Genomic DNA, 13,892 nt, shown 5'->3' with positions numbered 1-13,892 from the left:
TGCCTACTCAAGCGGCGCGACGATCGTCGGATGCTTGAACTGTGCGGCGTCCAGCTTCGGCAGCATTCCCGTCTCTGCGTAGATGTCCAGCATCTTCTGGATCGCGGGAAAGTTCGGCGCGGCGCCTGGATCGCGACCGAAATCGTTGTCCTTAAGCAGGTAAGTCTCAAGAACCGGAATGGGCGCCTTCAAAACTTCATTGACGACCTTCAAGGTCTCTTCGCGGTTCGCCAGCGCCTTCTTCATGCCTGACGTAATGTCGCGGACATAAGCCTTCACCAGATCCGGATTCTTGTCGACGAAATCGGCCCGACAGGCTTCCAGGATGTGTACGATGTTCGGCATGGCCTGCGACAGCGAGAACAGCTTCTTTGTGCCGCCTTTCGCCTCCGCGCGCGCGGCAAACGGCTGGTTCATGTTGACCGCATCGACACGGCCCTGGCGCAACGCATCTTCGGAGACGGCAAAACCGACCTCGACCAGCTTGATATCCTTGGCCGGATCGACGCCATTCTGCTTGAGAAGCAGGTTGAACGGACCTTGCGTGCCACCGCCGATCACGGAAATGCCGACGGTCTTGCCCTTGAGATCGGCAATCGTCTTGATTGGCGAGTCATTCATCACAGCCCAGTAGACCGAAAAACCGCCGGGCTTTTCGAAGACGTGCTGCGCCACGATGTAGGCCTTGAGATTGCCGCCAACCACGCCGTTGGCGAGCGAGAGCGGCGCCTGCGTCGCGCAATCGAGCGCACCGGCTGCCAAAGCCTGCGTCATCGGCGCCGTGCCCTGAAACTGGGTCCATTCGATGTTGTAGGCTTTGCCTATATTAGGAAATTCGGCCGGGCGACGCATCATCCAGTACTTGGACTCCTCAGCCGGGATCGTCCAGCCGACGCGGATCGTCTGCTGCGCCCATGACGGGCCTGCGCCCGCGCTCACGGCCGCTGCCGCCCCCAAAGCCAGAATCCACTTCGAAACGGTTCGCATCGTGCCCACTCCGCTGCTCCGGCGCCAACCCGGCGCCACCCAACCCGGCCGGTTCAAACTGTTTCATGGTTCAAACAATCAGGCAAGCCATGCGAACCAAGCGGTTTCGCCGTCCGGTCTGCAATGTATGGTGAAGCCGCGTCGCGCTGCGACAGAAGGAGGCAACCTATGGCTGATGCGAGCAAGGCAAACCCGCCAGGCGTCGAGAGGCTCGGCTATCTTGGCCTTGGGCTGATGGGCGCACCCATGACCCGGCGCCTGCTCAAGGCCGGCTATCAAGTCAGCGTATGGAATCGCTCGGAAGGCAAGCTGGCTCCGCTCGTCGCGGAGGGCGCCAGGCGCGCCATCACGCCACGCGACGTGCTGGCCAACTCGGACATTGTGTTCATGTGCGTGACGGACGCGACCGCCGTTGAGGAAGTGATTTTCGGGGCCGACGGCCTTGCAGCGGCTCCTGGCGCAAGCAAGCTCGTAGTCGACTTCTCATCGATCCACCCTGACGCCGCGCGCGATCTTGCTGCGCGGCTGAAGGCTGCGAATGGCGCCGGCCTGATCGATGCACCGGTGTCCGGCGGCACCAAGGGCGCCGAAGAAGGTACGCTTGCAATCATGGCAGGCGGAGATGCCGGCGACATCCAGAGGGTGCGGCCGTATGTGCTAGCCATGGCACGCAGGTTCACCCACATGGGTCCGACGGGCGCCGGCCAGACCACAAAGCTCTGCAATCAGGTGATCGTCGGATGCGCGATGGCTGTCCTGGCGGAAGCAACACGCCTTGCCGTGAACGCGGGAATTGACGCCAACCGATTGCCCGAAGCCCTCTCGGGCGGCTTCGCCGATTCCATTCCACTTCAGCTGTTTGTGCCCCGCATGGCTCAAGGCATTCACTCACCGCCACTCGGTCACATCGCCACCATGCTCAAAGACCTCGACACGGTCGCCGACGTTGCGCAGGCGACGTCGACTCCCGTGCCGATGGCAGCGTTGGCCGGGCAGATCTTCAGGCTGGCCAAGGCTGCGCGGGGAGCCGATGCAGACGCGTTGGAGATCTACAAGCTCTCAGCAGCGGAGCGTTGAGCCATCCGGGGTATACGGAAGCGCACTACGGTGACTTCCCGCGTTGGTCGTCGGACAGGAACCGGCCATACGTTCCGCGCGCAAACAGCAGCGGCTCCCCGGAGTTGTAGGCATAGGCCTCGACCGCGCCGAGAAAGATCACGTGATCGCCGCCATAGTAGCGATTGACGGACCGGCACTGAAAATTGGCGACACTCTCGGCGAGCACCGGAGCGTTTCCGAGGCCCGGCGTCCAATCCACCCCGGCGAACTTGTCCTCGGTCGATTTGGCAAACTTGTTCGCGAGCGCCTGCTGCGAATTGCCGAGCACATGGACGGTGAAGTGACTGGCGTTCTGAAACACAGCCAGGCTCGAGGAATAGATTCCGAGGCTCCAGAGCACCAGAGGCGGATTCAGTGAGACCGACGCAAACGAATTGCAGGTGATGCCATAGGGCTTTCCATCGGCGGCCGTGGCAGTGATAATCGTAACGCCTGTTCCGTAAGTTCCTAGCGCGTTGCGAAAATCCCGGGGATCGATCGGTGAACTGTCACTCGCGAGTTCATTGGCTGGGTCGGGAACGGCAGGCTGCTTCGGCAGGTCATTCATCGGCCGGCCTCACAGCGTGAGATTCTCGGACGGCAGGCCCAGAGCCACCCGTCCGTAATTAGTTCCGGCCGCATCGAAGTTGAACGCAAGATGCGAGTTGATCGCGTGCGCATCGCGGAATTGCCGCTGCAACACCCCCGTCGTGAACAGGCCGCGCGCCCCGCTCGCGGCAAACAGCATCGAGACCGCATCCGTGCACAGGTTCACGGAGAAAGCTCCATCGCGCCGATATCTGGTCTTGGTCGCCATGTCAGGAATACGACCTCGCCTTGCATCTTCCATGGCGTTGATGCAGGCCGAACGCATGATCAGGCGCGCAGCGTCGATCTTGGCCGAAGCTTCGGCGATCTTGATCTGGGTGCTTTGAAAGTCGCTCAGTTTGGCACGGTTGTAGGTCGAAATGCGATGACGCGCGACCTCCGCGTAATCGTCGAGGCATGCTTGCGCGTTCCCGAGTGCGACACCCGACAGGACGTAGGGAAACAGCGAAAACACGGGCAGAGTATACGACGGATTGGGATTGACCCTGCTGCCAGGCGTCGGACCGCCGGCAAGCTCGCCGACAGCGACCGTCATATGGTCTGGTACAAAGGCGTCCCTGACCTCGACGTCGCAGGACCCGGTGCCGCGCAGTCCCGTAACATTCCAGGTATCAAGCACCTTGTAGTCGCCCTTCGACAGCAGGAAGATTCGATACTCGATGCCGTCCGCCTCGTCGTCGGAATAGACGACACTTGCAAGCATGTTCCATTCGCAGGACGCAACGCCCGACGAGAACGGCCAGCTGCCGTGCAACCGGTATCCGCCCTCCATCCTCGTCGCGCGTCCGGCGGGAAAAATGAACGATGACGCAATCAGCGCGTCCGGATCGCGGCCCCAGACCAGATCCTGCGCCCTCTGCTCGAACATGCCGAGCATCCACTGATGGCTCGCCAGATTGGCGAGATTCCAGGCCACCGACGCGTCCGCCCGCCCGAGCAGCTCAGCACAGTCGACAAGGGCGACATAGTCGAGCTCGGCGCCGCCAATGCGTGCCGGCTGGAGCATCCGGAACAGACCAGCGTCGTGGAGATCCCTTTCGGTTTCCGGCGGAAGATGCCGCAGCTCCTCTGTCCGCACCGCCCGCTCTCGCAGCCGCGGTGCGAGCGCCCTGGCCTTGGCAATCATTGCCGCATAGGCCTGTCCACCGGCTTCCGACCCGGTGTGTTGACCCATACTCGGCTCCTGACCAGGCACCATCCGTGTCCCTCACGTTCACACATTTATGCGGCGGGACCTTCGCCAAATCAAGCTGGGCACTGTCAACAGGACAATTGCCTGGCCTTAAGCCGGTGTCGATGGCTTGCCTGATCCAAAGACGCCTTTTTGGGTGAACTCCAGGATCCGACGCGCGTCGTAGCCGAGCGTATCACGCAAGACATCTTCGGTATGCTCGCCTAACAAGGGAGCGGCGACGGGATCAATCGCGCCGGTCAGGCTCATACTGATCGGCGGCTCGATATTGGGGACCCACTCTGCTGTACGATGCGGAATTCGGCTCAGGCGATGGCGCTCGCGGGCCTCGGGCGCATTGAAACCCTCCTCAACCGTCCGGAGATAGCCGACCGGAATATTGGCCAGCTTCATCTTCGCCATCCAGTTCTCGAGGGTATCGCTGGCGAAGACCTCCGCGATGGCTGCCCGCAGGAGCTCCTTGTTCTCGGAGCGCGCTTTTCGCGTGGCGAACTGCGGACCGTCGATCAGATCGGGCCGGTTCAGCACCTCGACCACCAGCCGGCGAAAAAGCCGGTCGTTCGCGCAGGCTATGTAAAGCGGTCCGTCGGAAGCCTCATAGACGCCAACGGAGGGAGACCCGCTCGGCGAATTGCCAAACCGGCCAGGGTTCTCGCCGTTGATCAGGTAGGCCATGCCGTAGAAGCCGGTCATCCCCATGGCGATGTCGAACAGGGCGACCTCGACATGCTGACCGCGGCCGAGCCGATCCCGCGCCAATAGCGCCAGCAGAATGGCATTGCAGGCAGACATCCCCGTGGCCATGTCGACGATGGGCGGGCCGGTCCGAACGGCGGGCCCGTCGGCAAACCCGTTGAGCGACATGAAGCCGCTTTCGGCCTGCGTAATCGGATCAAAGCCGGGTCGCGAAGCAAACGGTCCAGAGCGCCCGTAGGCCGAGATCGAGCAATAGACCAGCCGAGGATTGAGCGGCGCGACAGCCTCATAGTCGAGACCGAATTTCTTCATGACCCCACTGGAAAAATTCTCCACGACCACGTCGGCTTTGCGGATCAGGTCCAACGCGATCTCGCGGGCCTCCGGCACAGTCAGGTCCAGCGCAATGCCGCGCTTGTTGCGGTTGAGACTCAGATAGGCCGCGCTTTCGCCGCCAATTTCGGCGTGCTCATAGGCGCGCGTGTCGTCGCCACCGTCAGGATTCTCGATCTTGATGACACGCGCGCCAAAATCGGCAAGCGTCTGAGTGCAGGCCGGCCCCGCCACGACGCGCGTAAAATCGACGACCAGCAGACCATCCAGCGCGGTTGGCGCGCCCTTCGCCCGCGACGAACGTTCCGGCAATTGAGGCTTGGTGGGCATCGGTAGCGCTCCCTTACATCGGCTTATGGCCGCCGAATTTCCTGCAGGAGCAAACTTAAAGCCCGGCGCCGCCGACTTCGCAAGTGCTTCGGCCACATCGCTTCAATACGCAAAGGGGCCCGGCAGCCGCTAAGCTGCCGGGCCCCTGAACGTTCCGGGCGTACAATAGCCGCCTGCGTCTCCCGCCGACCGCTCTACGGCGCGATAGTGGCGTTCCGCATCCCGGGAAACCATTGCGCTAATTGCTCAGCAAAGCCACTTCCGCCAATAGAGCGTATGTGACCAGGCCCAGGGCATTTCGGGTTCGTAGAGCCGATAACCGGCCTGGATGAAATTATTGGCGGATACCGGATTGTCCGTCGTGTCAGAAACGATGCTATCCCATCCGCTACGCCGCCCCCGCGCCTCGATTGCCCGCATCAGCCTGCGCTGAAGTCCCCGCCCCCAGTGCCGTTGCAAGACCCCGACTCTGCAGAAATATGCGCTGTTGCGCGCATGCGTTGACGGCACAACGCCGGCGAAGGCGACCGCCTCGTCATTGTGATAGGCGAGCCACCACGCCCCGATCTCGAATTGCGGCAACGAAGCGCTATCAAAGAAAGTCAGCCGATGCAGTTCGCCAAGGACCTCCGCACTCTCATCATCGTCCGCATCGACAATACTAATTCTATACATTTGAACAGCTCATCCGCAGGAATAGTCCTGAGCGCGGGCAATCGCGCTCCTTCGCTGCCAAGTTTCACTTGCCCAGCACGACCTTGACGCCGAGCCAAACGGCCCCCATCAGGCCGGCCGCGATCACCGTAATCACGGCCTTGAATGTGTAGCTCTGCGCCTGCTCCACGCTCTTTCGCCACCGCCGCAAGTGCTGGAAATCGGCCCTCAGCTCCTTCCGGTCGTCATCTTCGATTCCAAGAGAAGCAAGCACCGATGCGACCGCTTTCAATACGATCGCGTCGATGCTCTTCTGCTGGTGCCTCTGCTGCTCAGCCAGCGTCCCGGCGACGATGGCCCGGATTTCGTTGTCTTGCATATTCACCGCTTGATGATCCTCGCGACATTCTCGAACCCACGTTTGGCGAAGTAGAACGAGACGACGAGATTTGCGGTGATCGCCGCGAAGCCCGCCAGCGCATCAGTGGTGCCGAAGCCGAGAACCTTGTCCCAAACCAGCAGCTTGGCAAAATAGATCGTGACGCAGTAGCCGATCAGTTTATCCGGCTCGTACCAGTGCCCGAGCTCGGCGATCCTGTATTGCATGACGGCTTTTGTTTCAGCCGTCTGCGACGCGATCTCGCCTGCCGCGAGATCCGCCGCGATCCCGGCATCGACATTTTCAGCCTTCAGTTTCGCGCTGTAGGCATCGATCAGGGCCTTGACGACAGGGCCGCCGAGAAACGAGATGAGCGTCATCCACATTGATCTTTTCTCCGAAGGGTTCGCAGGCGCGCGATGATCGTCACCACGGAAATCACCAGCATGATACGCCCCGTTGTCTTGACGTCGCCAATCGCGGAGCTGATCTGATCCTTGACACCGGGATCGCCCAGCGCGTCGGCGAGGTCGTCGACGATCGAAGCCAGCGCACCGGCAAACGCGATGCAATAGCTCCAGGCGATAGTCACCGAGTGCAGGCAGACCGCCTTGAGTCTTGCGAGCATCACGATTTGGCTCGCAGGGCAGCAAGCTTCGCCTCAAGCGATTTGATCAGCGTATCTGTGCCGGTCACGAGGCGGAGGACCGGGTCCTTGCAAAACCAGCCGGCGACACAGCCGGCAGCAAAGAGAGTGATGTCGAGGATCGTCAGCATGTTCACTTCCTTCCAATAATCGCTCTGACCAGATTGACCACGAACGCGCCGATCGAGCCCTTGGACGGGTACGTCAGTGAAGGCTTCCCCGGATCGCCGGCAACCGGACTTTGCGCGATGTTCGCTGCGGCAAAGCCAATTCCGGGATCGAGCTCCATGAGAGCGATCATGAGCGCCGCGCATCCCAGTTGCGGATCGACCTTGCCGGGATCGTAAACGCCATCCCGCACGTACTTCCCGGCGCGGTATTGGTTGGTGCCGGCCCAGAGATAAGGCGAAGGCACACCGCGCGCGGCGTAACCGATGCCGTTGTAGGTCTCGAGCGCCGTCAGCGCCGCGGCAACCGACCAGTCCTTGTGACGGGCAAGGAAGGGCGGACACTTCACGAGCGCGTCGATCGCAGCCGCCTCCCACGAGACGAACGGACCGCGTCCAGCCGGCACATGAACCGAGACGCGGTCCCAGGGGTCGCCCTGGGCCAGGGACGCCCGCCAGTCCTGGGAAGATTCCCGCTCGTGAATGACCGCGATCGCCGCCCAGAGGACGCCGGTCTCTCGGGCCACGGCCTGGTAGCGCTGCCTTGCCTTGTAAAGACGCAAAGCAGCTTTGGCGGCCTCGGCCTTGCGGGTCGGCCGGGCATTCGCCCAGCGCTTCGCATTCGCCGCAGAAAGGGCGTTCAGGTCTACCATGGGTTGACTCGGTTGGGGGTTGTAGTAGTAGCCTCAAGTCATGCTCGAGGATGTTCATTTCTTTGTTCGCTGCCTGCGCTACAGGCTGAGAACCGAAAGCTTGCAGCTCAAGACCCTTCTCAGCTTGCAGCTGACTGGCGCCACCGTCCTAGACGTTGGGGCCAATAAAGGAATTTACTCGTACTGGCTCGCTAAAGCTGTTGGCCCTGACGGTCGCGTTCTTGCGATCGAGCCTCAACCCGAGATGGCCGAGTACATTCATCAGCGCCACCTCGGACCAAATGTTGAGATTGTCAATCTTGCTCTATCTGACGCTGACGGTGTCTCCGAGTTGTCTAGAAAGCGCCCCGGGGATGGAAGCGCTTCGCTCTCCAGAAACATTGGCGATTCGATACCCGTGAAGCTCGCGAGGCTAGACGATATTGGACCGATCTCGAATTTGAAGTTCATCAAGTGCGACGTAGAGGGTCACGAGCTTAAAGTTTTCCGTGGCGGAGAACGTATGATTCGTAGGTTCTCTCCGGTTATCCAGTTTGAAAGCACACCCGGAGAAATTCCTCCATTGCTCGAGTTCTTCAGCAGTCTCGGCTATTTCGGCATCATGTTTCTTGGGACGGCTTACGCACGGATAGAGGACATCTCAAAGGTTCCTCATCCTAAGTTTGGATTGAGTGGGCATCGAGACTTCATCTTTTTTCCGGAAGCCGCTATTGGATCGATCATTCCGCGAGATCACGATATGATGCTGTGGTGGAAGACTGCTAAATAATCCGCAAAAGCTTGTTGGCGATGATCGTAGGCTGTGTATTGTTATGAGCATTGCCGCTGCCCACTGCAACGTTGTTGATCGTGATCCCTGTCGTCGCGGCCCCCGTGTTTTGCGTGGAATAGGTTGCAAATGGCGTATTGCCGCCAGAGGCCGGCTTCTGCTCACCAAATTCCGCCCGCTGATACGAGTGCATGTGTCCAGGATCGGTCAGTGTGTTCGGATGCGTATGTGAGGCCAGTTGTGCTGTCGTTAGCGCATGACTCTCAGCGCCACCCGTCCCACCAAGATTGGTTGACGTTCCGCCGAAATAGGACGACGTCAGGCGGCCTGCAGCAGCCCCGCCCATGTCATCCTTGCCGGCAATGACCCGTCCGCGGAGATCTGGGACATTGAACGTCGTCGACCCGTCACCGGTACCATACGCTGTGCCGAACATCGAGAAAAGCGTCGAATACGCCGTGCGCGAGACAGCTTGTCCGTAAGCGAGCACGAACGAGCTGTTCGGCGCCGTCGTGCCGAAGAAATCGATGCAGGAGCCAATTGGGACATTGTAGGGGTTGTTGAAGAATCCCGCCAAATAGAACGCGGCATCACTATTGTTGTAGAGCGCCGCATAGGGCGTTCCCTGGATGATCGTACCCGCTGGCAGTTCGACCGAGGGCGCAGACCGAAGCGGTTTTGCACCGAGACTATCGACGTTGATCGTCACCGTCGCCCCATTGGTCGTATGCGGCGTGAACGCGACGACCTGGCCATTCAACTGCGCAAGCGACTGAAAGACCTGATAGGTGTTGACCGCATAGGCTGTACTAGTTCCGGTCGTCACGATCGCGCCGGCGACGTCGTCGCGGTGCTTTGCGATCGCCGCCATCATGGCCCGCGCCGAGTCGTTGACACTGGCGGGGGACTGTCCCTCCGCCCAGTTGATCGTCGAATCCGCCGTGGCGTCCGCCGAGGCCGTCTGAGACCATTTATAGAGAGTCATCCTGTATCCTTGATGTGAGCCGCGGCGCCGTGGTCGCCGTGGCGTGTTTCGAGGGAGTCGCTGCTGCCGGCCGTCAGTCCGGCGCTTTAGCCGCTTTGCCGCAGAGCTCGATGTACTGTGCGCAGCGACAGGACGGTGCCCGGGCCGTGAGAAGGTTGCGGATCACGCCTGCGGGGACACCGGGGCTCTCGCTCGCGATTTCGGCCACGCGCGCATCGATGATGCCGTCGATCTCCGCACTCAGTTCCTCGATCCGATCTTCAAGTCTCGACGGGCGATGCTGCTTCATTGCCATTGGTCCCTACGTCCTTCATTTGGGCTTCGAATGCCGCCAGCTTCTGGCGGACGGATGCGGCCTCGTTTTGCGCGCGCCGGAGCGCCCGCTCCCGCTGAGCATCGTGCGAGGCCAGGTGAACCTGGATGTCGTGAGGTAACGCAGCGAACCGCCGCTTGAACTGCGCCGGCCAGGACCGCGGCGGCGAGATCGCAGCAATTACGCTCATCGCGTCTGCCGCCGGGCCGCCGAGGGTCGGGTCGGCCAGGCCGAGCGCAGTGTGCATCCGCGATATCTCCTGCATGGCCGGCCAAAGCCGGCTCATGCCGAGCGACGCACAGTCGGTCGCAAAGCGCGCCACAGACGCGGGTGTCGCCGGACATGCGGTCACGCCGTTCAATTCGCACCATTTGACGAACAACGGCGCATCGCGCAATCGGGCCTGCGCAAGCGCCGTGAGCAACGGATGAGTCATCGCTTCGCGTTGCGCAGCGCCTCATGGAGGCTGCCCATGCGCCGGCGCAGATCCACCAGTTGGACGCGCTTTCGCAAGCTGTGAGGGCTCGAATCGATGTCGGTCAGCGTCCGCGCCCTTGACGCTCGCTTGGACGTTTCCTTGGATATTTCCTTGGACATTTCCCTGGATGTCCCCCCGGACGTCGTCCGTCGCGCGGGCAAACGGACGGGCTCCTGCACGCATTCGCTTTCGATGTCTTCGCTCAAGCAAACATCTCCCACAGCACGATTGCAATCAGGCCCGCGAGCGCGAGCGATATCAGATAGGCGGTCATCGTCTCCCTCCCAAAAAAGCAAATGCGCGGCAGATCGCGCGGCGACGCACGATCGTTTCGGGCGCGAACCCTATCTCCGTTGCTCCGGAGACCGCAGCGGCGCGAGCAACGGGCTCAGCGCCGCGGGCCGGCACGTTCGCGCGTGCACGGCCAGCAATGGTACGGACGGCGGCGCGCCGATCGGCGCTCCATGAACGCGTTTCAACGAGGCGTGGCCGCAATGCGCGCCCGCCGTCCGATTCCCGAAAGGACATGAAAAAACCCGCGGCGGCTGCGAGCCGCGCGGGCGTTACGAACTTTTCGATGATGCCACTATGCCAGTGTTTTGCCCGACGTGTCAAACTCTGTGCCGAGCAAGATCATTCGTCACTGCGACATCGCAGTGTGTCGGCAGTCACGCAAGCGACGAGAGAATTGCCTTAGCATCGCTTCCGATCACGGCATCGACCGTGCGCAACGCGTCTCTTCAGAAAGACACGCGGCAGGACTTCACCGATGCGCCTCCCTTCACTCTTGCTCTCGCTCCTGATCACGATCACCCCGGCTGTCGGCGCGGAGACCGCGGCGCCGGATTTCTCCGGCGCCTGGAAGCGCGACTGCGCGAAGAACTATGGCCTGAAGATCTGGCGCAACGACGACTACCAGTTCTCGGTCGCCTTCTGCGGCCCCGGCGGTTGCGGCAGCCCGGCGTTGATGGCTCACACGCCGATCGCCGGCGATCCGAAGTTCAAGGTCGTGTCGGACTCCGAGATCGGCCTGCGCCGCGTGGACGCCGCCGACGCCTGGCTGATCTACCACCGCTGCTCGCGCGATCCGGACTCGTGGATCGACGAGAGCAAAGCCAAAGGTTTTCGCGAGGCCAGCTCCGATCCGAAGCCGAAATGAAAAAGCCCGCTGGCGGATTGCTCCGCGCGGGCTGGCCAGATTTTCGATGATGCCATTCTGCCAGTGTTTTGCCCGACGTGTCAACGAAGCCGCGCTCGCTGTCCGGTCCACATCAGGAGCGTGGAAAGACTCGGCTCAAGATCCGAATGCTCTGGGGATTGGCACGTGCAGGCTCGCCGACCGTGCCGCCCCCCTGCGTCTTTCCAGTCTCAGGTTCATACGCAAAGGCCTCCTGCATCCATCGCGGCCAGCCCGTCGACTGCTGCTCAGGCTTTGGTGACAATGCGGTCACAGGCTTTGCGACGGTTGTTCGCTTCCCAACACTCATCGCAACTCCTCCTCTTGCCACGAGATCGATTGCGATGCCTGCGAGAGCTCGGATATCTCGATTTGATTGACGGCGGGTGACGGATTATCCGGATGCACGATCACGCGCTCGATCCGATGCAGCAATTCCATTGGGCCGTGATCGGTAGCCAATGGCTGCACCGGCCCGCCCCACCCCCGATCGAGAATGGCGTTTGCAGCGGCCACCCGCGCAAAGGCATTCGCGGTCTCTCTCAGCATGATGGCTGAAAGCACGTTGATCGCGCTCTCCGTCCTGCTTCTCGCCAAGTCCTGAATTGCAAGGAGTGTTGGAGCCCTAAAATGTTCGCTGTTGGGTTGCTCCGCGACCGGCTGATAGAACCGCATCTCTCTCTTTAGCCTAGCCATTTCCAAATCCTTTCCAGATATGCATTTGCGTCTTACGAAATGAAACGCCCGCAGCGGATTACTCCGAGCGGGGCTGAAAACGAACTTTTCGAGGGGGGCGTCTGTCGGTTTTTCTCGATGTCAAAAAAACAACGCGCGGGCTATGTGAAATCATCTTGGAGACCGGTATGGGACCAGAAGCGGTCGTTAGTCGATCGAGCCGAGTGTATCTGCTATGGGCCGATACTGTTGAAAAAGTCCTTTGTGGCGCGCATGCCAAATTTCTAAATGCTGCTGGTGCGCTCAACGCCGTAGGACGCGAGAGACTACGTCAATCCTTGCGGGATCGCTGTGTGATTTTCCTGGTCTCGTGGCAACGGCCTTTATTGCCAAGACTGATCCGAGCGAGATTCTTGCTGTCTCTCTACTTTCGACTTTTTCAACAGTATCGGAAGGAGAATAGTACTTCTGTCAAGATCGTCGAGATCACGCTCGCAAAGCGCGCTGACGCTCCGACCCAAAAAACAATTTCCAAAAGATTGGCTGTATGATTAGATGCAATCTTTAATTGAATGGATTGGAGGCGCTAGTGCCATCACTAACCGACGAGCAATTGCAGGAAGTCAGCGCTTTGCTCGCTGAGAAAGCTGCCGTTCAACTGAACGAATTTAAGGCGCTTTTGGCGGACAAGGCCGCAGATCAATTGCAGGAGATGAAGATTCTTCTTGCTGATAAGGCCGCGTCGCTGACAACGCTTTCGGCTGGGCAGCGGGCTGAGATCGACGCCCTTTACGAGGTCAAGGCAAAAGCAGTCAACTTGTCTCCAGCCCAAAAATGGGAGGTCGGTTTAATCGTTGCTACGCTACTAGGTGGCTCGATTGCGCTTTTCGGAACAGCCGGCGTTTTCTTTGTGAAAAGCGCAGCCGAGACAATTGCTAACAGGGTAGCTGTAGACACCAAACAAGATCTCGTTGCTGGGATTCTAAAGGGCGACCCAGCATTCAAGCAGGACATTTCAGCGAAGATTAGTCCAATTCCGAAGAATGCCATTGCAGCCTTCGATGTTTCGACAGGCTGCCCGGACGGATGGAGCGAATACGCTAATGGGCGAGGTCGAACCATTGTTGGAGCTGGCCAGGGCAGCGGACTTACTGCCCGCGCGTACCAAGCGATTGGAGGCAGTGAGCAGTTGCGTTTGTCGATCGACCAACTGCCGCCTCACAATTTCACAGCAAAGGTGCCCTTCTTCTTAAACCCAGCTGGTGATCGCTATGATGCTGGCGGCCGAAACTATCCGGTCGTTCAACCGGGTGGTTCAGTTGTGGCAGAAACAAACACCCTAGGTAAAGGTGATCCAATAGATACGATGCCACCCTATGTGGTGCTCTTTTATTGCAAGAAGGATTAATCGCTCCCAAGAACTTGCAGACGCCACGTGGTGTTCTTTCGTTGAAAGCAACGAAGGTCAGCTATCAAGGCTAGCCCCGAGACTACTCTCCTGTGGGAAGGCGGTCCGTAGTGCGTAGCCAGCGGGGCCTTCAGCTCTGGGGCAGACCTGGCCTCAAGCACAAACTACGAAACCGTCCGCTGAATCCCCAACAGGTACATCAAGCGTTCGGACAAAATAAAACCCGCCTCGGATGTCTCCGTGCGAGCTGAACCAACTCTTTTCGATGGTGACATTCTGCCAGTGTTTTGCCCGACGTGTCAACTTCACCTGCCGCGGTCCAAGCGCCGATAGCAACCAGGTC

At 60.2% G+C, this 13,892-nt stretch carries 19 protein-coding genes; 4 read left to right on the top strand and 15 right to left on the bottom strand.

The features are described from left to right. Window positions 1-3: 3 nt before the first annotated feature. Entirely contained in the window at window positions 4-987 is a 984-nt protein-coding gene (locus FNV92_RS11005) for an ABC transporter substrate-binding protein (protein ID WP_143840974.1), read from the bottom strand. A 168-nt stretch (window positions 988-1,155) separates the two neighbouring features. Here FNV92_RS11005 and FNV92_RS11000 point away from each other — a divergent pair, with 168 nt between their 5' ends. Further along, window positions 1,156-2,064 carry an NAD(P)-dependent oxidoreductase gene (locus tag FNV92_RS11000; protein WP_168213740.1) on the top strand — a complete coding sequence of 303 codons (909 nt, stop codon included), beginning with the start codon at window positions 1,156-1,158 and terminating at the stop codon, window positions 2,062-2,064. Between the two features lie 25 nt (window positions 2,065-2,089). Here the strand turns inward: FNV92_RS11000 and FNV92_RS10995 are convergent, their stop codons facing one another. From FNV92_RS10995 to FNV92_RS10955, 9 genes are all read right to left on the bottom strand, one after another. Then, a complete protein-coding gene (locus FNV92_RS10995; RefSeq protein ID WP_143840976.1) occupies window positions 2,090-2,653 on the bottom strand; it encodes a flavin reductase family protein in 564 nt (187 codons plus the stop codon). Between the two features lie 9 nt (window positions 2,654-2,662). After that, window positions 2,663-3,868, bottom strand: a complete 1,206-nt coding sequence (locus tag FNV92_RS10990) for an acyl-CoA dehydrogenase family protein (RefSeq protein WP_244623722.1) — start codon at window positions 3,866-3,868, stop codon at window positions 2,663-2,665. A 108-nt stretch (window positions 3,869-3,976) separates the two neighbouring features. After that, window positions 3,977-5,245 (bottom strand): CaiB/BaiF CoA transferase family protein, encoded by a 1,269-nt coding sequence (locus tag FNV92_RS10985; RefSeq protein WP_168213260.1) that lies wholly within the window; start codon window positions 5,243-5,245, stop codon window positions 3,977-3,979. Between the two features lie 246 nt (window positions 5,246-5,491). Continuing rightward, window positions 5,492-5,920 (bottom strand): GNAT family N-acetyltransferase, encoded by a 429-nt coding sequence (locus FNV92_RS10980; protein WP_143840979.1) that lies wholly within the window; start codon window positions 5,918-5,920, stop codon window positions 5,492-5,494. 64 nt (window positions 5,921-5,984) lie between these two features. Then, window positions 5,985-6,284, bottom strand: a complete 300-nt coding sequence (locus tag FNV92_RS10975) for a hypothetical protein (RefSeq protein ID WP_143840980.1) — start codon at window positions 6,282-6,284, stop codon at window positions 5,985-5,987. Further along, window positions 6,281-6,664: a hypothetical protein gene (locus FNV92_RS10970; RefSeq protein ID WP_143840981.1), complete on the bottom strand. Its 384-nt coding sequence runs from the start codon at window positions 6,662-6,664 to the stop codon at window positions 6,281-6,283. The genes FNV92_RS10975 and FNV92_RS10970 overlap by 4 nt, the downstream gene beginning before the upstream one ends. Next, entirely contained in the window at window positions 6,655-6,906 is a 252-nt protein-coding gene (locus tag FNV92_RS10965) for a hypothetical protein (protein ID WP_143846034.1), read from the bottom strand. The genes FNV92_RS10970 and FNV92_RS10965 overlap by 10 nt, the downstream gene beginning before the upstream one ends. Next, entirely contained in the window at window positions 6,906-7,055 is a 150-nt protein-coding gene (locus FNV92_RS10960; protein ID WP_168213261.1) for a hypothetical protein, read from the bottom strand. Before FNV92_RS10960 ends, FNV92_RS10965 begins: the two co-directional genes overlap by 1 nt. A 2-nt stretch (window positions 7,056-7,057) precedes the next feature. Continuing rightward, window positions 7,058-7,744: a hypothetical protein gene (locus tag FNV92_RS10955; RefSeq protein WP_143840982.1), complete on the bottom strand. Its 687-nt coding sequence runs from the start codon at window positions 7,742-7,744 to the stop codon at window positions 7,058-7,060. A 40-nt stretch (window positions 7,745-7,784) separates the two neighbouring features. Here FNV92_RS10955 and FNV92_RS10950 point away from each other — a divergent pair, with 40 nt between their 5' ends. Continuing rightward, the gene (locus tag FNV92_RS10950; protein ID WP_244623723.1) at window positions 7,785-8,513 is read left to right on the top strand and encodes an FkbM family methyltransferase; all 729 of its coding nucleotides are present in this window, start codon (window positions 7,785-7,787) and stop codon (window positions 8,511-8,513) included. On the opposite strand, the gene FNV92_RS10945 is transcribed toward FNV92_RS10950, so the two are convergent. The 4 genes from FNV92_RS10945 to FNV92_RS10930 all read right to left on the bottom strand — a co-directional run bounded on the left by FNV92_RS10945 (window position 8,506) and on the right by FNV92_RS10930 (window position 10,495). Continuing rightward, window positions 8,506-9,498, bottom strand: a complete 993-nt coding sequence (locus tag FNV92_RS10945) for a phage tail protein (protein ID WP_143840983.1) — start codon at window positions 9,496-9,498, stop codon at window positions 8,506-8,508. The genes FNV92_RS10950 and FNV92_RS10945 overlap by 8 nt on opposite strands. Before the next feature lie 73 nt (window positions 9,499-9,571). Beyond that, window positions 9,572-9,787, bottom strand: coding sequence for a hypothetical protein (locus FNV92_RS10940; protein WP_143840984.1), 216 nt, complete (start codon window positions 9,785-9,787; stop codon window positions 9,572-9,574). Next, window positions 9,759-10,235, bottom strand: a complete 477-nt coding sequence (locus tag FNV92_RS10935; protein ID WP_244623724.1) for a hypothetical protein — start codon at window positions 10,233-10,235, stop codon at window positions 9,759-9,761. The genes FNV92_RS10940 and FNV92_RS10935 overlap by 29 nt, the downstream gene beginning before the upstream one ends. Before the next feature lie 8 nt (window positions 10,236-10,243). After that, window positions 10,244-10,495 (bottom strand): hypothetical protein, encoded by a 252-nt coding sequence (locus tag FNV92_RS10930; RefSeq protein ID WP_143840986.1) that lies wholly within the window; start codon window positions 10,493-10,495, stop codon window positions 10,244-10,246. 563 nt (window positions 10,496-11,058) lie between these two features. Here FNV92_RS10930 and FNV92_RS10925 point away from each other — a divergent pair. Further along, the gene (locus FNV92_RS10925) at window positions 11,059-11,448 is read left to right on the top strand and encodes a hypothetical protein (RefSeq protein WP_143840987.1); all 390 of its coding nucleotides are present in this window, start codon (window positions 11,059-11,061) and stop codon (window positions 11,446-11,448) included. Window positions 11,449-11,772: 324 nt separating this feature from the next. On the opposite strand, the gene FNV92_RS10920 is transcribed toward FNV92_RS10925, so the two are convergent. Beyond that, window positions 11,773-12,141, bottom strand: a complete 369-nt coding sequence (locus FNV92_RS10920; RefSeq protein WP_168213262.1) for a hypothetical protein — start codon at window positions 12,139-12,141, stop codon at window positions 11,773-11,775. 589 nt (window positions 12,142-12,730) lie between these two features. On the opposite strand from FNV92_RS10920, the gene FNV92_RS10915 reads away from it, so the two are divergent. Beyond that, the gene (locus FNV92_RS10915; protein ID WP_143840989.1) at window positions 12,731-13,549 is read left to right on the top strand and encodes a hypothetical protein; all 819 of its coding nucleotides are present in this window, start codon (window positions 12,731-12,733) and stop codon (window positions 13,547-13,549) included. Window positions 13,550-13,892 lie beyond the last annotated feature (343 nt).

The sequence above is a fragment of the Bradyrhizobium cosmicum genome (genome assembly GCF_007290395.2).
Classification (GTDB): domain Bacteria; phylum Pseudomonadota; class Alphaproteobacteria; order Rhizobiales; family Xanthobacteraceae; genus Bradyrhizobium; species Bradyrhizobium cosmicum.
This window is presented reverse-complemented; position numbering and strand designations above follow the sequence as displayed.